Raw genomic sequence first — 22,237 nt, 5'->3', positions numbered from 1 at the left:
GCGAAAGGCCAGTTCATTTCTGCCGCTGAATGCTGAAGGCCGCGTTGGAAATGAATTCTTCTTCACCCCGCCGTCTCGATCGCCTTTTCCATCGCGGCGGCCTTGTCCAGCGTCTCCTGATACTCCCGTTCCGGATTCGAGTCCGCCACTATTCCTCCGCCAACCTGATAATGCAGCCGTCCGGCGGCCACCACCATTGTGCGTATCGCCACATTCAGCGTGAAATCGCCGTCCGGCGCGAAGTATCCGATCGCTCCCGTATAGACATGTCTTCTTGTCGGCTCCAGTTCGTCGATCACCTCGATTGCCCGGATCTTCGGGCATCCTGAAATCGACCCACCGGGAAACGTGGCGCGCAGAATATCGACCGCGCTGACGTCAGACCGGAGGCGTCCCCGCACGGTAGACACGGTATGAAATAGCGTGGGCAATTCATCGATGTAGCGATGCTCGGCGACTTCGACACTGCCATACTCGCAGATCCGTCCGAGATCGTTTCTCTCCAGGTCCACGACCATCGTCAATTCGGCGGACTCTTTTGCGCTCTGCAGCAACTCCTCCCGCATCGCCCTGTCTTCTTCGGGGTTTCGCCCTCGCGCCTGCGTACCTTTGATCGGCCGGGTCTCGATGGTTTTCCCCGTCTTCTTCAGGAACAATTCCGGCGAGGAGCTGATCACGGCATGATCGCCGCAATTCAGATACGCTCCGTAAAACGACGGGCTCATATGCCGTAACAACGAAAACATCGTGAACGGCGATCCGCTGAACGGGCGTGAAAACCGTTGCGACAGGTTGACCTGATAGATTTCCCCGGCAGCAATGTATTCAAGAGCCCGTTTGACGTTGGCGAGATACCGTTCTTTCGTCATGTTCTGCTCGGGCTTGCCAACGGTGCACTGCCCATTCGCGGGGCGGCTGAGGTGCGGTATTTCCCGGTTCCATTGCTGCGTCTGATGATCGAATACGAGAACCTCGTCGTAAGCCATCAGACAGCAGTCCGGCAGTCCCAGATCATCGACCGCTTCCAGGTTTTTATATTGTTCGAGAAAGCGAAACAAATCGTAGCTGAAGTAACCGATGACGCCGCCTCTGGCGCCGGCCTTCAGAAGCCGGTCGATCGCCGGAAACGGATTCTCGCCTTTTGTGCGCACCACGTCTCTTGGCCGCCGCGCGAGAATCGAGTAACGTCCCTGGTTTCCACCGCTGCGGGATGAGTCGAGAAAAGCGAAATATTCCTCCTGATGGAGACCGGCGGCGGCGTACAGCGGCTGCATAGAAGGAAGTTTAGCCGATTGAACAGGCTGAAAAACCTACAGAGATTGATTCAGAGCGGCGAGGAAGGCCGGTATACTCTCAGGCAGCTGGTCGGTTCGATGGTAAGAACTGTAGCCGATCGCAGCTGAGTCTCCAGGATTGCGAGCTCGCCGAATATTTCGCCGGGGTCGAGCTCGGCGATGGCGTCGCCGGCCGGGCCTTGCTGCCGGTGGAACACGCGGACGCGGCCGGCAAGCACAAGATAGACGCACGAGTCGTCGTCACCCTGATTCACGATGATATCTCCGGCGTCATAAAAGACATGCCGGGAGCGTCCCACAAGGTCCGACAGCACGCTGCGGGACATCGAGCGGAAAAGGGCGGCATTCCTGGCGATCCGTAAAACCCTTCTGATATTTGCCGGCTCATCGATCTTCGGGGTTGCGGCGTTTAAGCCCATATTCGTCTTTGTACCTCCTCTATAAGAAGAAGACGTAAAAAAGGGGAGCAAACATTCAAAAAATCGTTGCAGGCGCGGTACATATTGAGCCGCTCCGCGGCTTGCCTGCACGCCCGCATCGCGGATTTGTCGGCTACAATGCTGGAATGCGATTGATCATCGGAATCACGGGTGCAACGGGCACCGTGTTTGGAGTCCGGGCTCTTCAGATATTGCGGGATGCGGGTAGCGAAACGCACCTCGTGCTCAGCAAATGGGGCGCCCGGACCCTGCTTCATGAGACGCCGCACACCACTGAATATGTGAAGTCGCTGGCTACGCGCGCTTACGGCGAAGCGGATCAGGGCGCGGCGATTTCGAGCGGCTCGTTTTTAACCGACGGCATGCTTATTGCGCCCTGCAGCGTGCGAACGCTGGCGGCGATCGCCCACGGTCATGGCGACAACTTGATTCACCGTGCCGCCGATGTGGTTCTGAAAGAGCGGCGCAAACTGGTGCTGATGGTGCGCGAAACGCCGCTGAGCGACATCCATCTCGAAAACATGTTGAAGCTCTCGCGAATGGGCGTGGTCATCATGCCGCCGATGCCCGCCTTTTACACGAATCCGCAATCGCTTGATGATGTGATCAACCATACGGTCATGCGGGCTCTCGATCAATTCGGCCTTCATTTGGATACGGCCGGCCGCTGGGGAGAAGAACACGCCACAAAAACCGAAGAAAGCAGTTAGCCGTGGCGAACGTTCTTGCTGTCGAGAGCCTGGGCAAACAGTACGGCGAGACTGTTGCAGTGAAGAACGTTTCCTTTCACGTTGCGCGCAATGAGATCGTCGGGCTGCTCGGTCCGAACGGCGCCGGCAAGACCACAACGATCAACATGATTCTCGGCGTCCTGGAGCCGACGTCCGGTTCGATCCTCATCGAAGGCATCGACGTCGCGAAGCAACGTTCGAAGGCGCTTCAACGCACCAATTTCGCGGCCGTCTATGCGCCGCTGCCCGGCAATCTTTCCGTTTATCAGAACCTGCGCGTTTTCGGGCTCATCTATGACGTCGAGGATCTTCGGCCGCGAATCGAAACGCTGCTTCATCAATTCGAACTGGAGCGGTTCCGCGACACGAAAGCAGGCGTCCTTTCGTCGGGAGAGCAAACGCGGTTGTGTCTCGCAAAAGCCATGCTGAACGATCCGCACCTTCTGCTGCTCGACGAGCCGACGGCTTCCCTGGACCCCGCCACGGCGCAGGAGATCCGGCAGAAGATCCGGAACATGGCGGACAAGGGCGCGTGCGGCGTCCTCTGGACCTCGCACAACATGTATGAGGTCGAGGATGTGTGCGACCGCGTGCTGTTTCTCGCGCGCGGCAAAATTCTGCTCGAAGGCGATCCCCGGACACTTCCGAAAGCGCACGGCATGGAAACTCTCGAAGAGCTTTTTATCGCAGTGGCGCGCGAATGAACCTGAACCGGACCTCCGCAATCGTGATCCGTCACTTGTACCTCGTCAGCGGAAGCCCCGCCCGTGTGCTGCCCCTGTTTGCATGGGTTGCGATCGACATGGTGCTCTGGGGATTCATCACCAAGTATCTCAATGCGGTCAGCGCGGCCAAGATGGACTTTGTGCCGATATTTCTCGGCGCCGTTCTGCTCTGGGACTTCTTCACCCGCGTGATGCATGGCGTCACGATGGCATTCATGGAAGATGTGTGGTCGCGGAATTTCCTGAACATCTTCGCAACGCCCCTGTCGATCTCCGAATACGTCGGCGGTCTGGTAATCTCCAGCATCGGCACGAGCACCATCGGTCTGATCGTGATGATTGTGCTCGCGAGTTCGATCTTCGGTTTGTCGTTTCTGGCTTATGGAATCGCCCTGGTGCCGTTCCTTCTCGTGCTGTTTTTGTTCGGAATTGCGCTTGGGATCCTGGGCGCCGCCACGGTTTTGAGATTCGGGCCCGCGTCGGAGTGGTTCATCTGGCCGATTCCGGCGCTGGTCTCCCCGCTTGCGGGTGTGTTCTACCCGATCGCGATACTGCCGCGATGGATGCAGTACATCTGCAGGGCGCTGCCGCCGGCCTACGTCTTCGAGAATGTCCGGGCCATTGTGGCCCACAACCCATTGTCTGAAAGTGGCTTGGGTATCGGCGTGGCGCTGGCGGTGGTGGACGTGGTTGCGGCCTGCTGGATATTCGCACGGGTTTACCGGCACAGCGTCCGGACAGGGCTGATTGCCCGTTACTCTGCAGAAACCGTGAATTAGCGCCTCGGAAAGGAATCATCGCACCATTGCATCATCAGACGTTTCTGCATTTCAAATTTAGAACTGCAAAAACTTCCAATGATGCAATGGTGCAATGGTTCCTTCCCGCTCTTTGCTCAGAAGCGTTGGCCACAAAGGTGCACCTGAATTTCCAGGGCCTATGGGATTCCTCGACCGGCGGACGCTTTCGGTACTCCTGACGATTGCCGTAACTGTCGGCGTCATCGCGCTGATATGGGCGGCGCGCCGGCCGGTGATGGCATTTATCTTTGCGATCTTCTTTGCCCACCTGCTGGAGCCCGTCGTCGGCCGCTTCGAAGAGTGGCTGCATTTATCCCGCGGCAAGGCAGTGGCCGTCACGTATCTCGCGATGGCCGTGGGACTTCTGGTATTCGGGTTGACCGTCGGTCCGCGCGTCATTCATCAGGGCGCGCGGCTGCCGTCTCTGCTGGAGAAGGTAAAGTCCGGAAGCATTGCGTGGCAGGTGGGCAGCGAGCAGGGATGGAGCCGCGCCACGGAAGCCCGGATCCAGAACTGGCTTGCGACGCACCAGAACGATATCGCGCGGTATGCCGGCGGCGTCACGGACTACGTTGCACAGGCGGCGTCGAATCTCGCCTGGATACTGCTGGTGCCGGTGCTGGCGGTTTTCTTCCTGAAAGACCGCTCGAAGCTGGGAGCGTCGGTCGTCCAGTTGCTCGGCGCATCGCACCGCCGCAAGTTTCTCGCAAGTATTCTCTCCGACCTGGACTCGATGCTCGGGCAATACATCCGCGCGCAGCTGCTCCTGGTGTTTTTCGCGTTCGTCGCCTACGGCGTGTTTCTGCTGATTGCGCGCGTTCCGTACGCCTTTGCCGTAGCGGCCATCGCCGGTGTGCTGGAGTTCATTCCGATCGCCGGGCCGCTGATGGCCCTGGGGATACTCATGGGAATTGCGTTCCTGACAGGCTATTCCCATTGGCTGGTTCTGGCCGGATTCTGGATCGTCTGGCGCGGGATTCAGGACTACGTCAACACGCCGCGCGTGATGGGCAAGGGGTTGGACCTGCATCCATTGCTGTCTATTTTTGCAATTCTGGTCGGCGGCGAACTGGGCGGGGTCATTGGGATCTTCTTATCGATTCCGGCGGTTGCTGCCCTTCGAATCCTCTGGATCAACTGGACACACCGCGGATTCGTGAGAAAAGCCGCTTAGAGCCGTGCAGGCAGCGGAAGAAAAGACCGGCCGAGACCGAAAGCAGAATTTGCCACAAAAACATGCCCGATCCGGGATCCAGGTAAGGTGTCAGGCGGGCGATGAGTGGACGCATAACTAATTGGACTCCAGCAGTGAGCGAACGGTCTAGTGCGGCGTTGTAAAAGGGTGTAAATCCTTGTCCTGCTTAAGAAATCGAAGTTTCTTACGCAAAGAAATAAGGGGAGTCGAGGACCTGGCGGATATCGAGGTCTCCGGGGCTGGGAGGTTCCGGGAAATCCAGGTCGGGATGGGCTTGCCTCTGTTCGTCCAGAAACTTCTGCAGGATGGGTTGAGAATAGATGCGAACGAATTCCTCGCGCAGAACGCGATGGAGCAGGTCGACGTCGCAGGCATGGACGCCAAAGCTGTCGTGGACCATCGCGAAATGACAGAGACCTTCGGCGACCAGCCGATGGGTCGTCAGCATCATGTGCGCCGCGTCCATGGAATGGACGAAGTGAGCGACGATGCCGTCCACCAGCTTCCGCAAGTCGATCTTCCGCTTTTCATCAGTTGCAAACAGGGTGAGGGTGCAATCGGATGTCGTGACTCGGATTTTTTTCGGCTCCCGCGGGCCATGAGCGACATAAAAATCAGTTGGTGTGGTCCACGCCATGGGCCGGTTCGCCTTGCCGATAATGGAAGCGACCTGCCGCATCCAGGTCATAATCTTCCCCGCTTCGATGGCGACCTTGGGAATGCTTTCATCCAATACTTTAGCCAGATAACGGGCGCACTCGGGTGGATTGATGCAGCTCTTGATGGCCTCGGTCTGGAGCAGTTTCTTGTAGATCGTGCCGCGCCTGGCACCGTAAGGTTTGGTCATCGTCGCATCCTTGGCGACCTCGCGATCGATTTTCCCAAGCAGTTGCCGCGCCCAGAAGTGATGGGCTGAGCGGGGATCCGCGGCGGCCTCGGCGATAAGCCAACCGGCGGCCTCGGCAACATCCCGATAAATATCTTGGGGTTTCATTCCCGGCACCAGGTTCGTTGCCCGGCCGCCAATCGGATCGCGGCCCATGGCACTGAGGTGCTGATAGCCGTTACACGTGCCGTCCATGCGGATAATAGATGCGCGGGTACTCGCGGAACTGTTCCGCCATGGCTAAGCGGGATGCGATGACCTGCTGCGCGCCTTTAATCCGGTGGTTCACATGGTGGACGTCCGAGCGCTCGCGCATGCTGTCGTCGAACTGGTCCGGATCGGCGTCGTCGGGCAGCCGCGGCGGGAGTTCCCCGCGGCGAAGTTTTTCCAACCCGAAAAACGGACCCTTGGTATCCCAGCCTTCATTCATGTCGAGGCGGATCGGATCATTGATCCGGAACGCCGTATTCTGCATGGCATTGACGGCCGAGAAGACTGGCGTCAGGTCGGCCTCTTTCAGCTGCCGCTGCGTTCGTTTATTCGGTTCACGCTTCGTCAGCGGGAGTCGAGTCACAAGGTAGCCGCCATCGGAAAACGACGTCCACGGTTTCGGCTGAACAATCATCGGCCGGTGAACCGGAGTGAGCAAGGACTGCAGGTCCGGCTGGTGCTCGGCGATCCAGTCGCTGGCTTTGTCGGTAAGCGCGAGCGTTCTTGGCGTCTTCTGGGTGCTGCTCTCCCGTACGGTAACCAACTGGAAGATTGGGGCGCCGTCCAATTGCGCGTGGCGAACGGCCAGGTAGATCAGTTCTTTTCCGAGGTGAATCGCGAGGCGATTCTCCTTCCAATAGTTCGGATCGTCGACGTTTTGTGCCGCCTCCTTAGCGCGCTGCCGGGCATGCCCGCTGCGATTCCGCGCCAGCAATTCCTCGGCCAGATCGATCTCGCGCTTTTGCTCGCAGTCATACTTTCGTTCAAGCTGGCAACGCCCGCCGACTTCGCCTGAAACCCAACCAAGGCCCGGCGCCGTCCCTTCATTAAATTCCCATCGGCTGATGCAGTTGAACATCGTGCCAAGAGTGATCAGAGCCAACGGGTCGGGATTGAGCGCTGATAGGCCTATCCAATAGCCGGCAGTTTCTTCCGTCCCGGGCTCTTGAACTCGAGTTGCTGGGCACGAATCGCGTCCGACAGCGCTTTCTGACTATGTTCCAACAGATAGCGGATCGGCTGGGTATCCGTCGCCTGGTGGTAGGGGTAGGACTTGGCCCATCGCAGCGCTCCGTCGTGAACCGAATCCGCTTCCAGCTTCTTTTGTCGCTCGATGTAGTCGTTATCCAAGGTGTTTGCATTTTACATGGGACTAAATTGCAAGCAAGCCGGCTTTTTGGAAAAAACATGGAACGAATTTACGGGGAAGCCGGCTTTTTTTCAAAAACATGGAATGAACTTGTGGGGCAGCCAGCTTCCCGCCAAAAACATGGAACGAATTGGCGGGGAAGCCAGATTCCTGTAATGCGTTGCGCCTGGAGCAGGTTTACGGTGCGAAGTCCGGACTTCTCGACGGCAATTGTCAGATTGTCACGGTCATGGCCGGTTTACCATGCGATGCGATTGTCCGTATAACGGCCTAACGTTCAGCCGCGAGCCGCGCGAGGATTTTTTTGCGTTTTGGACTTACGCCCAATGCGACTCGTCGGCTGCAACGTTTTGTCAGCCAATATTGTGGACTCCCGAACCCGTCGAACCCATGATTTCTTCACCTGTTGTGGTAGTTCGACCGAGGCGAAGCGTTTCGCGGAATATAGATAATCCTCTCCACTCTCATCGACAACTCGAAGGAAATCATCCGCCGCCGCTCGTTCATCGGGCAACACAGCGTAAACTTTGTGAAGCTCGAGCGAGGCGGGATATCCGGAATTGTCGATACAGATCACAAACTGTCTTTCGTTGCCATTGCTTTTCTTCATGACTTTAATCAAGGTAACGTTTCCATCGGATTTCTCTTCTGCCTATGCCATGGGCCTCGTAGCAGTGCACTTCAGCCATTCTAATCTTTCCATTCGGAAGTTAAATGTGTGCCGTGCCTTTCAATTTGCGCCAACGACCTTTGCCGTACATCTTTCGCAGCCGAGGCAGGTCCCGAATCGACGTTTTGACGGCGATCTTTTCAATGTTGCTAATCTCGCCGAGAATTTCGAATTCCACATAGGAGAATGTCTCGGCGCAGGGCCCATTCAGGTCCGGCGGCTGGCTGACCATCTGGGCATCGCATCGGGCATGGTCCGGCTTGTCCGGAGTCGCGATCGCGGGGCATTACGCCCCTCACATATACAATGAAGCCGTCCGCCGGGCTATTCCCGCCGTACCTCACCCATTTCACAGCTACCGTTGCAGGGTAAGTTGAACCGTTCCACGCTGGAGGCCCAGTTTTACACGCTGGCCCGGTTTCTTCTCGAGTAATGCCAGACGAAAGTCGGTCAGGGAGTGCACGGGCCGGCTGTCAATGGCATCGATGCGGTCGCCAGACTGCAATCCGGCCCGAGCCGCTGCACTTCCCGGCGCGACGGTTTTTACGCGGAGTGGGCCGGTTGTATCCAGCGTGATACCCATTTTTCCGGAAGGCGGCAGGGTCTGCATCTGCGAAACAAGCAGGTAGTCAGCGCCTTCCAAGTCCTCGTCAGGCTTATCCGCAGGCAGAAGAATAGCTGTGGCGATGCCCGGCAGTCTGCGCCGGATCCGATCCGGAATGCCGGAGCCGAAAGCGATGTGTCCTTCTCCTGCCAGAACGATCATCGATTTGTCCGGATGCGCTGCGAGATAGTTTGCGGCGGTGTCCGCCATCGTCTCATCCCAGACCAGCTGCACTTCAACAAAGCGCTCGAAATCGCCGGTGTCCGGATGCTCATCGAAAACTTTACGCAATCGCTCGCGGTAAGCAGCGTTCGCGCTTCCGATCTCCGGTAATCGCGCACGATCGGCTGGAGGCAAAGCTTTCAGACCATCCTTGTCTACTTCATCCGTCAATTCACGTTCGGCATTCAATGCGATGACAGGTATGTGGTGATCTCTCGCAAAGCGGAAAATCGGGCGATACAACCGATAGTCGTATCCCCATCGATCGAAGTATTCGGTTCGCCGCAAGAACTCATCTTCACTGATCGCCCTGTTGATATATTCGTCCAGAAAAGGTTGAAAGCGTCGTTGAACGTACTCCACTCCGATCACCCAGCGATCCGGCGCTTGCGTCTGCAGCCCGCGAATGATTTTCAGTTGATCGAGATGGTTGTCGTAACGCTCGTGATTTTCGCCGATGAACACCACGCGCTTATCCGCGAGCTGTCGGATGAGAGCGGACAATGGCTTTTGCCCGCGCGCCGCATCGATGATTGTGAAATCGGCTGGATGCGTTACGAGCGCTATGACCACCATGCTGAAGAGTGCCCAATTCATAGCCATCACCGGACAATACCAATGCCGCTTTCTCTTCTACGAAAATATCATCGGTCCCATACGATGTTTGCAGCAGTTATCTGCATCGGGCGGGCAACCAGCGCAGGGATTGTCGCCAGGGTACATCCGTCCAATGAAAGAGTAACGGTCCTTTCATTTGCTGCGTTGCAGGCTCTTCTGATGCTCTTGAATAGCAGCTTTCTGACCGAGATCCCTGCTGTCATCGGCACTTTGTGCGTAGCGGGCTTCTTTACTTCCCGTCCCGATAAGCCTCCACAAGCCAACTTCGCGTGACGAACATGCGAATTAATTCGCGTCCGGCTTCTCCGCGTGATCGATCACAAGAATGTCCACTGGACCTTTTGCCGCTTCAAGGTTCAGCCCTAATTGTTGAATGGCGGTGAATATCGACGGACCTTGATCCTGCTGGGTTTCATCTGCGGCATACTCAAAGCGAAAATCAAAGTTCCCTTTGAGTCCAGTTTCGTTGATGACGGGACCCACTAAAGACCGCGCGAGCCGTTCGGCTAACAGTGTCATCGAAGCATTTTTGCCGAACATCGCTAAACCCGTGGCAGGCCGGGTGACGGGACCTTCTCGTTCCACACCGATGAATGGCTCCTGAGTGGAATCTGTCGTCGGCAACAGTTTGGGGCCGCTCTTCGCAACCACTAAGCGATACGCGGTGTTCTGCCTCGTCTCCTGATGAGCGCTGAGCTTGAAGCGTACTGCCAGCAGGGTTTGCAGCATCAACGTCAACTTGCGCGGAGCTTCCCGCCCCAGAGCAATGACGCGATCTGGATCATTGGTCAAATCTTCAGCGGCCTTGCCTTCGACTTCAAAGCGGTCCACATCTACCCAGGTGGGGCCTCCTACTACTTGATACTGCTCCTTCAGACCATAAGCGCCCATGATGAGTTGCTTCAAAGTGCAATTCGTGGCGAGCAACCTGCCACCTGGAAAGGTCCGCATGTCGATTCCAGACCGAGGATTGGCGACTTTCACCAAAGCCACCTCAAACTTCAACGGCTGGTTCTGCGCCACCGCAATAACCGTGAGCGATAGCAGGCACAGGATAAGGGTCGAAGTTGTGAGCGCGTGGCGCATCAGTTCTCCGTCGGCTTGCTGACACCATCAATCACCAGCACGTCCACCGGCCCCTTGGCGCTTTCGAGCTTGAGGCCGAGTTGTTCTTGCACAGCCGTGAAGATACTGCCGATACCTGGCTCCTGGGCAGCAGGAGCATTACCTGCACCGCCTACCGGAGGTCCTGATGTTATGTCGAATTGAAGCTCGACATCGTACAGCCTGGAGCGTGCTGTCCTGTCGATCAGCGGGCGGTCCAGGTATTGCTGCAACATGTTCATCAGTGCGTCCATGCGGACTGCGTTCCCGGTCATGACTAGTGTTATCGCCGTTGGTGAAGGTTTGCCGATCATTCTGAACGCACCTCTTGGCGGGCCGGAAGCCGCTGGGTCGTAGATCCGTGGCGCAGCAGGATCGACAGGCGTCTGATCCGGAGACAGCTTCAGTTTTCCACTCTTCGCGACAACGAGGTAATAGAGAGGCAGGTCCCGCATCTCGTGGTGAACCTTTAATTGAAACCTATCTTCCAGGAGCGGCTGAACCATCTGCCACATCTGATCTGGTGTTGGTCGGCTGTCCCCCTCCGCCTTGGCATCAATATCGAAGATGTCGCTGTCGATCCACGCGGGTCCACCAATGATCTGGCTTCGCAGCAGTGATCGTCCGTTGGGCGGCGCGTAGGCCCGCTGTATCAGAACTCTCAACGGCGTGCTTGTCGCAGAAAACCTACCAGCAACGGGACCTACGCTAAATGGCTGACCCGCTCGGCCCGCTTTCACCGAAGCCACCTCGAACTGCGGTCGGGCGGATTGCGCACCTGCGTATTGCAGGCACAGCGCCAGAAGAGCAATTGCTGTTGCAAGCAGGATTCGTGTGAGGCGCATGTTCAGTTCTCCGTTGGGCGCTGGACGGAGTCAATCACAAGAATCTCCGCAGAACCTTTGGCGGATTCCAACTTCAGGCCAAGGTCTTGCTGGATGGCAGTGAAAATCGCAGGGCCTGCTGGATCTGCATCAGTCGCCGACACCGCAGCAGGACTGAATTGAGCTTCGACATCAAAGAGCCCCTTCAGATTTGTCTGATCAATGACAGGCCGATCCGCCCAACCCTGGATCATTTGGACGACGGCGGACATCGGGATGGCATTCCCGACCATGTGAAGCAATGGCGTGCGCCCCGCCTCGGGTTTGCCCAGGGTGGCGATGGTTGAACCGCCTCGTCGTAACGGAATACCGCCGATCGTGTGTTTTTCATCGCTGGACCGGAAGTTTGATCTTCCGAACGCCTCATCTTGCCCTCTTTTACAAGGACAAGATGATAGACGGGCACCTCGCGGCTTTCGTAATGTGCTTTGAGCTGGAAGCGGTCGTCCAGAAGCGACTGCACCATCAACTGCATCTCCGGCTGCTTGATTACATCACCGACCGACGGTTTTCCTTCCACATCAAAGCGATCGCTTGTGATCCAGCCGGGACCACCGACGACCTGGATACCCGCTTTGCTGGAAAACAGCACCGAGCCTCTGCCCCGATCGTCCTCCGGCAACTGACGGTCAAATGCGTACCGGAGAAGAGTTCTAATGGTCATGTTCGACGCCAGAAACCTTCCCTTGCTGGCGTCCAGGGCAACACTTCCGATTCCCGACGTATTCGGCTTGATCGAAGCCACCTCAAACTTCGGCTTCTGCTCCGCTGGTATCTGTGCCACTGCCGCTGTGGCAGCCATTAAAAATACGAGTATCGCCGCAATCCATCTCATGTTGTGCTCCACGGAATACTGCCCATGAGTGTGACGCCAGCCGTAGGCTGGTGGGAAGTAAAAAGCACTCCTGCTACGTGGCCCGCCGTGCAGCAGGCGCGTATATTGCTGCTGTCCCCAAAACCTGTAGCCTAAAGAGGGGGTGTCATGAGGGGGCCGGGTGATGGATCATCCGGTCTGTACGCAATGACGGCTACGTGAGAGCGTTTACAATGGAGACCATGTCTCGGCTGATTGTCCTCTTCATCATACTCTTACCAATTGCCAGTGAAGCGCAGCAGCGCACTGTCGCACTCACATTTGATGATCTTCCGGCCGCGGGCACAATGGATCGAGCGGAAGTGGCGTCTTTCAATCAGGCTATCTTAGAGGCACTGGGTCGGCATAACGCGCCTGCGACTGGATTCCTCATTGAACAGCGATTGCATGCCCTCAGCGGGCCAGTACTGTTGAAGGAGTGGGTCCGCCGAGGCTACGATCTCGGCAACCACACGTTCTCCCATGCGGACTTCAATGACCTTACTGTTGAACAGTTCAAACAGGAAGTGATCGGGGGCGAATCCGCCATTATTGAGGCGCTGGGCCACCGGCCCCGCTATTTCCGGTTTCCGGAGAATCACACTGGTGACACACAGGAAAAGCACGACGCGATGTCGGCCTTTCTCGCGGCTCGCGGCTACACGCTTGCCGTATGCACCATTGATAATGAGGACTACCTGTTCAACGCGGCCTATATGAAGATGCTCGCGAATAAGGACGCGGCATCTGCCGCACGGCTTCGTGGGGCCTACCTCGAATACACTGCGACGGAAGTTGACTATTATGCCGGATTGCATCGGCAGGTATTCGGCCGCGAGATTCCACAGGTCATGCTGCTGCACGTCAACCGCCTGAATGCGGACCTCATCGAACAGGTATTACGGATTTTTGAAGAGAAGAAGTATCGCTTCGTCTCACTAACCGGCGCGCTCTCCGATCCTGCGTATAGGACGCCTGACACGCTCGCAATCCAGTACGGCTGGATGTGGGGCTACAGGTGGGCTCGTGAACTGGGCGTCAAAGTGAATGGTTCCTTAGAGCCCGAAGCTCCGGAATGGGTTGTGAAGTACTAAGCCACCTCCGTGCGGCGCACCGTGACGCGGCTGACAGCCGTGACGGCCACTCGCATATTGTTTCTTCAGCCTCTCTCTCCTTCTTTCTTTCTCCTATAGAAAAAGAGATAGAAGGATTAATGACAGATAACCGACCCTCTTGGAAGAAAGGTGCAGAAATTGCTGTTCGTTGAGGCCGTTTTTGTACCAATGTTCCAAAGGGTGAGAGACAGGGAATCCGGCCGCATGTCTCTCGACCTTTATTGGCGCGGCTGGAATTAGCAAATCTAAGAAAGGAGGAAGGAAACATGAGAAATGCACATTCGACTGCCAACAAGATCAAGGCCAAGCTGGCGTTTAACGATGTGTCGGATTCGGATGCCCTCACGCAGTTCAATGCTGTGCTGAAGGGTATGAAGAATAACCCGGCATATCCGAACCCGTCAGTAGATATGGCGGCTTACGAGCAGGGAGTGGATAGCTTCGGCACGTTGTTGACCGATGCGCAAGATGGAGGCAAGAAGGCCATCAGCGCGAAGGACAAGCAGCGTGTCGCGGTGATCAAGATGTATACGCTTCTCGGACATTTCGCCGAGAGCGCGTGCAACGACGATGCCGCAATCTTCAATACCAGTGGTTTCATCGCAGTTGTCAGAACTAAGACTGCGCCGCAGCCGCTGGCAGATTCGAGCTTCCAATGGATCGATCGCGGTCCAAATAGCGGAGAGATTGCCGTAAAGATTGCTGCTCTGAGTGGAGCAATCGCTTACGAACTCCGTTATGCCCTGGTGGCGAACGGCGGAGCGCCGGGTCCCTGGACCACGCTCACGCTGATCAGCCCTCGCAAACTCATCCTGACTGGCTTGACGCCGGCTGGAACGTACCAGTTCCAGGTTCACGCGTTGGGTAAGTTGGGATTCAATGATTGGAGCACTCCGACGACGTTTATCTGCGCCTAACCGGTCGCAGAGTTGCCGGGGGTTTCGATTCGGCCCGTGGATTTATATCCACGGGCCTTTTTTTTGGTGCGCCACGCATGGCGCGCGCAGCGCCAGTTTTGACTGCCTGGGTAGGACTTGGCTCATCGCAGCACTCCGTCGTGAACCGAATCCGCTTCACCGGCGCGCAACGGAACCTCAGGCCGGAAACCGAGACTCCGAAGCCGTGACCCGTCCATCGGGCCCATCCACGGATCGGCCAAGGGCTCCGCAGGCGTTCGTACTACTCGCCGAAGGCTTGAATCTCCTACGTTCAGCAGGCGCGAATTCCGCAGCTTCTAATGCATTGCCATTACTGTGCTACACTTCCTTTATGCGCGCAGGGAAAACAAGGACGACGAGCTTTTCGCTTGACGACGCCACAATCGCCAACCTCAAAGCGCTCTCTTTGCGAAGACATCGCGGGAACGTTTCGGCTTTCCTGGCAGAGATTGCCGCTCGAGAGGCGAAATTCGCCGCCGCGGAAGCTTTCTTCGAGAAGTACGGTGTCCCGCCGGTGACAGAGGAAGATATTGCGGCCATCGAGGCCGAGTGGCGCGGCGGGCATCGCGAAAGGAAAGGGCGTCGCGGCCGGTCGTGACGTTTACATTCGACACCGGGATGCTCGTTGCACTGGAGCGCCGCAAGCAGCGCCCGATGCAGATTTTCCGGCATATCGTCCGGCGCGGGTTTCTTCCCGTGGTGCCTGCGGTGGTTTATACGGAATGGTGGCGCGGGAAGACAGATGTTCGTGAGGAACTTCTTGCGGCCGTTATGGTTGAAGACATGCCGCCGACATTGTGCCGGGCTGCCGGCGAGGCCCTTGGCCGCGTAAAGGGCTCGACTCTGGCGGACGCCGTTGTCATGGCATCGGCCGCGTTGCGCGGTGGCGGTGTTGTTTACACCGCGGATACAGCTGACCTGGAACGCCTCAGCCGCCACTTTCCGACCGTCGTTGTTGTCGGGATTTGAATCAAACGAGCCCGAAAGGGGGCGGACCTTTCCTCGCAGGCCGTTCTCTTTGCACTAGCTCGGCCGAGCGCATTATTTGTCAGGCCCGCGCTTAACGCACCCCCCTACGTTCCCGGACCTGATCCGGCTATGGGCCCATCCCGCTGCTGCGCCTGTGCTGACCGATTCCATAGTAGACAGACTACGCAATATTGAGTAGACTGCTTACACAATGACGAAGGATACTCCACGCGTCGATCTTTTACAGGGCACGCTTGAATTGCTGATACTACGCACTCTGCTGCCGGGCCCGAATCACGGACATGCAATCGCAAAGCACATCCAGCGGACATCCGAAGACATGCTGCAGGTGGAAAGCGGCTCGCTCTATCCGGCGCTTCACCGGCTGGAAGCCAAGGGTTGGATCTCGGCTTCCTGGGAACTCTCGGAGAAGGGCAAACGCGCCCGGTATTACAAGCTCACGGCGCGAGGCCGGAAGGAACTCGCTGCCGAACAGTCGAAGTGGGAATCGCTGGTCCGGGCGATGCGGCTCGTGCTGGATCCCGCAGACTAGGAGGGAAGATGACGGCATTCTTCCGCAAATTAGCGAACTTGTTCAGCCAGTCGCGCAAAGAGAGCGAATTAGAGGAAGAGTTGCAGTTTCACCTGGACGAGGAAACCGTAGAGAACCGCGACGGCGGTCTTTCGGCAGACGAGGCTCGGCTGAAGGCGCGGCGGGACTTCGGCAATGACGCATTAGTCAAGGAAGATGCGCGCGCCGCGTGGACATGGCCTTTCATCGAACAGTTCTTGCAGGACATCCGGTACGCCTGGCGGACGATGGCTGCCAACAAGACGTTCAGCACACTGGTTGTCCTGTCACTGGCATTGGGAATCGGCGCGAACACGGCGATTTTCAGTTTCATGGATTCGATTCTCCTGCGGTCGCTCCCGGTTTCCGATCCCGCATCTCTGGCCGAAGTCGGTTGGCGGACGCACAGCCCTCAATTCCACGGAACGAACCGTCATGACTCCAGCTATATCAACGACAATGGCGAATTCATCAATGGTGTTTTTGCCTATCCCGCTTTCGAGATCATTCGCAATAGCAGTTCGGTGTTTTCCAGTGTTTTTGGTTTTCAAGGAAGCGGGCAGTTGACGGTTGCGTATGGCGGGCATGGCGCTCTTGCCGGCGGAGAATACGTCTCCGGCGAGTACTTCCGCGCACTCGGCGTGGCTCCGGCCGCAGGCCGCATGCTTTTTCCGGACGACGATCGGGACGGCGCAAGTCCGGTTGCTGTCGCCGGATTTAACTGGGCTCGCAACCATTTTGGCGATCCGGCAGGTCTGGTCGGCCAGTCGATTCTGATCGACAACAAACCTTTCACGCTGGTTGGAATCGCACCCCCGCAATTCTTCGGTGTCGATCCCCAGGTGATTCCGGATGTTTATCTGCCCATGCACAGCAACCTTCTTCTGGAGTCCGATAACTTTCACCCCGTTGCCGGCTGGTATGCGGATCCTAACAACGACTGGATCAATATCATGGCGCGACTCCGGCCGGGAGTCCGCGCCAGTCAGGCGCAAGCCGCAATCGCGCCTCGCTTTGCTGAATGGCAAAGAACCAAGGAGAACGCCGGGCCGCCGGACGATCTGCCTTCACTTCTGGTGATGGATAGTGGCGGCGGACTCGACGGGCTCAAGCGCCTCTACTCGAAGCCGTTGTATATCTTACTCAGTCTTGTCGGTCTCATCCTGGCGATCGCGTGCGCGAATATAGCCAACCTCTTGCTCGCACGGGCGGCCGCTCGAAAACGCGAAATCGCCGTAAGGTTGAGTATTGGAGCGGGCCGTCTGCGGGTGATCCGGCAATTGTTGACGGAAAGTCTGCTTCTCGCCGGGTTCGGCGGCGCGCTGGGTGTGGCATTTGCCGTTTGGGGAATTCGCTTTTTGACGATGCTTCTGGCGAATGGACAGGAAGACTTTACGCTGCATGCGGAATTGAATTGGCACGTCCTGAGTGTCGTGGCGCTGCTTTCTTTATTGTCCGGTGTAGTGTTTGGGTTGGCTCCAGCGATGCGGTTGGCTCGAGTAGACGTCTTTCCCGCTTTGAAAAAGACACGGACAGGAGAAGTGCGCGGCCGCGCATTCGGGCGCCTCGGCTTGAGCCGGGCGCTGATCGTTTTGCAGATAACACTGACCCTGGTGATCCTGATTGCAGCCGGATTATTTCTCCGCACGCTCTCGAGTCTCGAGGCCATTCAGCTTGGTTTCAATCGCGACAACGTGCTGACCTTCAGCGTAAACGCGCGGCAGGCCGGGCACAATGATCCGGAGATCATCGATTTTTATGACAACCTTCGCGCGCAATTGGCTGCTATTCCCGGTGTACAGAGCGCGGGTCTTTCATGGCGCTCCTTGATTGGCGACGGCACGGGCTCGATACCAGTGCAGATCTCCGGCGGACCCGAGCCGAAGGATTGCTGCCGGATTCTGCCGGCCGGAACGGACTTTTTTTCGACGATGCAGATTCCCATCCTGCTGGGTCGCGCTATTGAAGACACGGACCGGCAGGGCCGCCCATTGGTAGCCCTGGTGAACGAGAAGTTTGTAAAGGACAATCTGGCGGGGCAAAACCCGATCGGCCGGCATATTTCGATGCGCTTTGGTCCCGATCATCGCGACATGGAAATCGTCGGCGTCTGTGGAGACACGCTTTATGGTTCAGTCAAGAGAGCCGTGCCGCCGACCGTTTTCCCGGCATACGCTCAGGGCGTCTGGGGGCCGGTCCAGCAGATGGTTTATGAACTCCGCACCGCCGGAAATCCGCTCGCGTATGCCGACACCGTACGCGAGACCGTTCGCCGCGCGGATAACCGGATACCGATCGGACGTTTGACAACGCAGAGCGCTCGAATTGATCAAACGATCGGCCAGGAAGTCACGTTTTCGCGGCTTTGCACGCTGTTTGGATTGCTGGCGCTGACGATCGCCGCGGTCGGGTTATATGGCAGCATGTCCTATAACGTCGCGCGCCGGACGAATGAAATCGGAATCCGAATGGCCTTGGGCGCTCAACGGCAGCGAGTGGTATGGATGATCGTCCGCGAGGTCCTGCTCCTGGCTGCCATCGGCCTCGCAATCAGCATCCCGGCGTCGCTTGCCGGATCCCGGATCGTCCGATCGTTCCTTTTCGGAATACAGCCGAACGACCCGCTCGCGCTTGCCGGAGCCGTGGTGACGTTGGTCGCCGCTGTCCTGTTGGCAGGGTATCTGCCGGCGCGAAATGCAGCACGGATCGATCCGATGACGGCGTTGCGGCACGAGTGAGCGCTTAATTGGCATGGTTGGCGCAATATTACCCATATGAAACTCGCTGCTTGACGGAAAACTTCTCTGCGAAAAACGCAGAATGTACGCTGGAAGAATCTAACCGGTCGCAGAGTTGCCGGGGTTCTCGATTCGGCCCGTGGATTTATCTCCACGGCCCTTTTTTTTGGTGCGCCACGCAGGGCGCGCCGATTTGCTGTTCGTTCACTCTTGACTGCCGCGAACCCGAAAACGATAATCTTTCCCGAGCACAGTCGATCCGAATGCTCCCCTCCGCAACGTCGCGGTTCTGAACCACTGCCGGTTTTCAACACAGTTCACGCTAAAATACGAATTCTCCACTAACCTGTAGTTATGCTGTTTGAAGGATATTCGACGGAAGGCTTTCATGACGAAATGTTCGACGGAGACGGAAGTCCCCGGTCGTACGCCCGTCTGCTGTTCGAGCGCATCACGTCCGTAGGCGATGCCGAACTCCGCCGCTACCAGCAGGCGGCGGAACAGGCATTGTTCCGGATGGGTATCACGTTTAATGTTTACGGCGACCAGGCCGGCACCGAGAAAATCTTTCCGTTCGACATCATTCCACGGATCATTACGGCCGGCGAATGGTCTCAAATCGACCAGGGACTGCGCCAGCGCGTCCATGCGTTGAACATTTTTATAAGTGATATCTACGGCGAGCAGAAGATCCTGAAGGACGGCGCGATTCCGCCGGACCTGATCCTCACGGCGAAGTCGTTTCGCCAGGCCTGCATCGGATTGAAGCCGCCACAAGGTGCGTGGTGTCATATTACGGGCACCGATCTTGTCCGCGACAAGGACGGAAAGTACTACGTCCTTGAAGACAACCTGCGTTGTCCGTCCGGTGTTTCGTACGTTCTGCAGAATCGCGAGATCATGAAGCGGACGTTTCCGAAGATTTTCGACCACAGTAACGTACGTCCCGTCGGAGATTATCCGAGCCATCTTTTGAAGACCCTTCAGGACATTGCTCCGCAGGGCATCACGTCTCCGACGGTGGCTCTGCTGACTCCCGGTATCTACAATTCGGCGTACTTTGAGCACGCTTTTCTCGCAAAGTTCATGGGAATTGAGCTGGTCGAGGGCCGCGACCTTGTCGTCATGAACGGTTACGTCATGATGCGGACGACGAAGGGGTTCGAACGGGTGGACGTGATCTATCGCCGGATTGACGACGATTTCCTCGATCCGCACACCTTCCGGCCGGATTCCATGCTGGGTGTCGCCGGCATCATGGACGTCTACCGCGCCGGCCGCGTGGCTCTTGCCAATGCGCCGGGGACAGGTATCGCGGACGACAAGGTCGTTTATGCCTACGTTCCGAAGATCATTAAGTATTACCTCGGCGAAGATCCGATTCTCCCCAACGTGCCGACCTATGTGTGCTGGGATGACGCCGAGCGCAAGCACGTCCTCGAGAATCTCGACAAGTTTGTCGTGAAAGCGGCGAATGAGTCGGGAGGTTACGGCATGCTCGTCGGTCCGCATTCGACTGCAGAGCAGCGCGAGAAATTCAAGCACGCCATCACGGCCGATCCGCGCAACTATATCGCCCAGCCGACGCTGGCGCTCTCGCGGGTCCCCGTGATTGTGGACGATCACTTCGAAGGCCGTCACGTGGATCTGCGGCCCTATGTCCTTTATGGAACGGACACATTTGTTCTTCCAGGAGGACTTACGCGCGTGGCTTTGAAGAAAGGTTCTCTGGTGGTGAACTCTTCCCAGGGCGGCGGCAGCAAAGATACGTGGGTTCTTTCATGCTGAGCCGGCTGGCGAATTGTCTTTACTGGATGGCACGCTACGTCGAGCGGGCCGAAAACGTCGCGCGCTTTATCGATGTCAATACCTGGCTGAGCCTGGATCTTCCGGGAGGATATCAGGAACAATGGAGTCCGCTGATCAGTACGACCGGAGATGAAACGCTCTTCGCCGAGCATTACGAGCGCGCATCGAAGCGCAATGTCATTCACTTCCTGACGTTCGATACGCGGAATCCAAACTCGATCCTCTCTTCAATAGCGGCCGCCCGCGAGAATGCGCGCATCGCGCGCCAATACATCACCCTGGAAACGTGGGAGCAGATCAACCGCTTCTACTTCGCAACTCAGGCCGGCGCTCAGTCCGCGGCGAGCGGCTTCGAGCCGAGCCAGGATTTTTTTTCGGAGGTCATTAATGCGAGCCATCTTTTTCTGGGCACGCTCTACGCGACGATGTCCCATAACGAGGGCTGGCACTTCTCCCGGCTCGGCCGCCTGATCGAGCGGGCCGATAAAACATCGCGGATCCTCGACACGAAGTATTACCTCCTCCTGCCTTCGCTGGATGCCATTGGAACGCCCTATGACGACATCATGTGGGCGGCGGTCCTGCGATCCACGAGCGCTTTCGAGATGTATCGAAAGCGCTATCAGCAGATTTCGCCCGATCGCATCGTCGAGTTTTTGGTGCTGGACCTGGAGTTTCCCCGCGCGATTCACCGCTGTGTCGTTTCGGCCGAGGCTTCGCTGCATATCATTTCCGGCACGCCGATGGGAACCTTCGGCAATCCGGCCGAGCAGCAACTTGGAAGGCTGTGCGCCGAAATGAATTATGTTCAGGTGCGCGAAATCATCAGCGGCGGCCTGCATGAGTTTCTCGACGACATTCAGATCCGGCTCAACCTGACGGGCGAAGCCATCCACAATGCGTTTTTTGCCTTGCAGCCTGTTCCCGCTATGGCGCAGAATCCCGGCGGGAGACAGGCATGACATATTGTCTGGGCATGATCGTCCAGGAAGGAATCGTTGGAATTGCCGATTCGCGCCTGACCTCGGGGACCGAGATCATCAGCGCCAAAAAGCTTTCGATTTACCAGCAGGGGCAAGGTTCTCTGTTCATGATGACGTCCGGCTTGCGTTCGGTGCGCGACAAGACCCTGACGTACTTCGAAGAGGAAATGGCCTCCCGTTCCGAGCCCTTCGACCGGCTGTTCAAAGCCGTGAATGCCATCGCCGGGCATGTGCGGCAGGTTTCGCGTGAAGACCGGCCTGCACTGGTCGAGAGCGGATTCAAGTTCGACTTTCACGCGCTGGTCGGAGGACAGCTGGCGCACGATCGCGAGCATCTGCTCTACATGGTGTATCCGGAAGGGAACTGGGTGGAGGTCGGAAAGGGAACGCCATACCAGATTATCGGTTCGGCCGCGTACGGTAAGCCGGTTCTCGATCGCACCCTGCAGTACCAGGACAGCTTGCGGTTTGCGCTGAAAGTCGGATGCCTGTCGTTTGATTCCACCCGCATCAGCGCGGCCGACGTGGATTACCCGATCGATGTGGTGATCTACGCCAAGAATTCATACCAGATAACCGAGTACCGCTATTCCAAGGACGATCTCGCCCCGATCTCGGACTGGTGGCAGGATCGCCTGCGCAATTCCGTCCGCGACCTTCCCGCCGAATGGATCGATCGCGTCTTCATGAACGTCCTGCCGGCCGCCGAGACACGATCCGAGGGGGC

At 57.3% G+C, this 22,237-nt stretch carries 23 protein-coding genes and 1 pseudogene; 13 read left to right on the top strand and 11 right to left on the bottom strand.

Translation table 11 applies throughout. The annotated features are described in order from the left end of the window. Positions 1-62: 62 nt before the first annotated feature. Both pabB and VGK48_28025 read right to left on the bottom strand, forming a co-directional pair. A complete protein-coding gene (gene pabB / locus VGK48_28030) occupies positions 63-1,274 on the bottom strand; it encodes an aminodeoxychorismate synthase component I (protein ID HEY2385042.1) in 1,212 nt (403 codons plus the stop codon). 50 nt (positions 1,275-1,324) lie between these two features. Beyond that, on the bottom strand, positions 1,325-1,714 hold the full coding sequence (locus tag VGK48_28025) for a cyclic nucleotide-binding domain-containing protein (protein ID HEY2385041.1): 390 nt from the start codon (positions 1,712-1,714) through the stop codon (positions 1,325-1,327). Positions 1,715-1,860: 146 nt separating this feature from the next. Here VGK48_28025 and VGK48_28020 point away from each other — a divergent pair, with 146 nt between their 5' ends. The 4 genes from VGK48_28020 (at position 1,861) to VGK48_28005 (ending at position 5,165) form a co-directional block, all read left to right on the top strand. Next, entirely contained in the window at positions 1,861-2,445 is a 585-nt protein-coding gene (locus VGK48_28020; GenBank protein HEY2385040.1) for a UbiX family flavin prenyltransferase, read from the top strand. 2 nt (positions 2,446-2,447) lie between these two features. Then, positions 2,448-3,170, top strand: a complete 723-nt coding sequence (locus VGK48_28015) for an ABC transporter ATP-binding protein (GenBank protein ID HEY2385039.1) — start codon at positions 2,448-2,450, stop codon at positions 3,168-3,170. Next, positions 3,167-3,970, top strand: coding sequence for an ABC transporter permease (locus tag VGK48_28010; protein ID HEY2385038.1), 804 nt, complete (start codon positions 3,167-3,169; stop codon positions 3,968-3,970). The genes VGK48_28015 and VGK48_28010 overlap by 4 nt, the downstream gene beginning before the upstream one ends. 160 nt (positions 3,971-4,130) lie before the next feature. Further along, positions 4,131-5,165, top strand: coding sequence for an AI-2E family transporter (locus VGK48_28005; GenBank protein ID HEY2385037.1), 1,035 nt, complete (start codon positions 4,131-4,133; stop codon positions 5,163-5,165). A gap of 205 nt (positions 5,166-5,370) precedes the next feature. On the opposite strand, the gene VGK48_28000 is transcribed toward VGK48_28005, so the two are convergent. The 9 genes and pseudogenes from VGK48_28000 to VGK48_27960 form a co-directional block, all read right to left on the bottom strand. Next, positions 5,371-6,267: a DNA-directed RNA polymerase gene (locus VGK48_28000; GenBank protein HEY2385036.1), complete on the bottom strand. Its 897-nt coding sequence runs from the start codon at positions 6,265-6,267 to the stop codon at positions 5,371-5,373. Next, positions 6,251-7,165: a hypothetical protein gene (locus tag VGK48_27995; protein HEY2385035.1), complete on the bottom strand. Its 915-nt coding sequence runs from the start codon at positions 7,163-7,165 to the stop codon at positions 6,251-6,253. Before VGK48_27995 ends, VGK48_28000 begins: the two co-directional genes overlap by 17 nt. A 26-nt stretch (positions 7,166-7,191) precedes the next feature. Continuing rightward, the gene (locus VGK48_27990; protein ID HEY2385034.1) at positions 7,192-7,413 is read right to left on the bottom strand and encodes a hypothetical protein; all 222 of its coding nucleotides are present in this window, start codon (positions 7,411-7,413) and stop codon (positions 7,192-7,194) included. Positions 7,414-7,709: 296 nt separating this feature from the next. Continuing rightward, positions 7,710-8,054, bottom strand: coding sequence for a hypothetical protein (locus VGK48_27985; GenBank protein HEY2385033.1), 345 nt, complete (start codon positions 8,052-8,054; stop codon positions 7,710-7,712). Further along, positions 8,047-8,280, bottom strand: a pseudogene (locus VGK48_27980) (hypothetical protein). Before VGK48_27980 ends, VGK48_27985 begins: the two are co-directional and overlap by 8 nt. Before the next feature lie 177 nt (positions 8,281-8,457). After that, positions 8,458-9,525 carry a ChaN family lipoprotein gene (locus tag VGK48_27975; GenBank protein ID HEY2385032.1) on the bottom strand — a complete coding sequence of 356 codons (1,068 nt, stop codon included), beginning with the start codon at positions 9,523-9,525 and terminating at the stop codon, positions 8,458-8,460. Between the two features lie 306 nt (positions 9,526-9,831). After that, on the bottom strand, positions 9,832-10,632 hold the full coding sequence (locus VGK48_27970) for a TIGR03435 family protein (GenBank protein HEY2385031.1): 801 nt from the start codon (positions 10,630-10,632) through the stop codon (positions 9,832-9,834). Then, complete coding sequence (locus tag VGK48_27965; GenBank protein HEY2385030.1) at positions 10,632-11,495, bottom strand: TIGR03435 family protein; 864 nt, start codon at positions 11,493-11,495, stop codon at positions 10,632-10,634. The genes VGK48_27970 and VGK48_27965 overlap by 1 nt, the downstream gene beginning before the upstream one ends. Before the next feature lie 229 nt (positions 11,496-11,724). Further along, positions 11,725-12,369, bottom strand: a complete 645-nt coding sequence (locus VGK48_27960; protein HEY2385029.1) for a TIGR03435 family protein — start codon at positions 12,367-12,369, stop codon at positions 11,725-11,727. Between the two features lie 221 nt (positions 12,370-12,590). On the opposite strand from VGK48_27960, the gene VGK48_27955 reads away from it, so the two are divergent. The 9 genes from VGK48_27955 to VGK48_27915 all read left to right on the top strand — a co-directional run. Beyond that, positions 12,591-13,481 carry a polysaccharide deacetylase family protein gene (locus VGK48_27955; GenBank protein ID HEY2385028.1) on the top strand — a complete coding sequence of 297 codons (891 nt, stop codon included), beginning with the start codon at positions 12,591-12,593 and terminating at the stop codon, positions 13,479-13,481. Positions 13,482-13,768: 287 nt separating this feature from the next. Further along, a complete protein-coding gene (locus tag VGK48_27950) occupies positions 13,769-14,419 on the top strand; it encodes a fibronectin type III domain-containing protein (GenBank protein ID HEY2385027.1) in 651 nt (216 codons plus the stop codon). A 352-nt stretch (positions 14,420-14,771) separates the two neighbouring features. Continuing rightward, on the top strand, positions 14,772-15,038 hold the full coding sequence (locus VGK48_27945) for a hypothetical protein (GenBank protein HEY2385026.1): 267 nt from the start codon (positions 14,772-14,774) through the stop codon (positions 15,036-15,038). Further along, a complete protein-coding gene (locus tag VGK48_27940; GenBank protein ID HEY2385025.1) occupies positions 15,035-15,409 on the top strand; it encodes a PIN domain-containing protein in 375 nt (124 codons plus the stop codon). The genes VGK48_27945 and VGK48_27940 overlap by 4 nt, the downstream gene beginning before the upstream one ends. 211 nt (positions 15,410-15,620) lie before the next feature. After that, on the top strand, positions 15,621-15,962 hold the full coding sequence (locus tag VGK48_27935; protein HEY2385024.1) for a PadR family transcriptional regulator: 342 nt from the start codon (positions 15,621-15,623) through the stop codon (positions 15,960-15,962). An 8-nt stretch (positions 15,963-15,970) separates the two neighbouring features. Further along, complete coding sequence (locus VGK48_27930) at positions 15,971-18,718, top strand: ABC transporter permease (GenBank protein ID HEY2385023.1); 2,748 nt, start codon at positions 15,971-15,973, stop codon at positions 18,716-18,718. Between the two features lie 354 nt (positions 18,719-19,072). Further along, positions 19,073-20,506 (top strand): circularly permuted type 2 ATP-grasp protein, encoded by a 1,434-nt coding sequence (locus tag VGK48_27925; protein ID HEY2385022.1) that lies wholly within the window; start codon positions 19,073-19,075, stop codon positions 20,504-20,506. Then, positions 20,488-21,489 (top strand): alpha-E domain-containing protein, encoded by a 1,002-nt coding sequence (locus VGK48_27920; GenBank protein ID HEY2385021.1) that lies wholly within the window; start codon positions 20,488-20,490, stop codon positions 21,487-21,489. Before VGK48_27925 ends, VGK48_27920 begins: the two co-directional genes overlap by 19 nt. Further along, positions 21,486-22,237, top strand: a 752-nt coding sequence (locus tag VGK48_27915) for a peptidase (GenBank protein ID HEY2385020.1), incomplete at its 3' end; no start/stop codon positions are given. The genes VGK48_27920 and VGK48_27915, both read left to right, overlap by 4 nt.

The sequence above is a fragment of the Terriglobia bacterium genome (genome assembly GCA_036496425.1).
In the GTDB taxonomy this organism is placed as follows: Bacteria; Acidobacteriota; Terriglobia; order 20CM-2-55-15; family 20CM-2-55-15; genus 20CM-2-55-15.
This window is presented reverse-complemented; position numbering and strand designations above follow the sequence as displayed.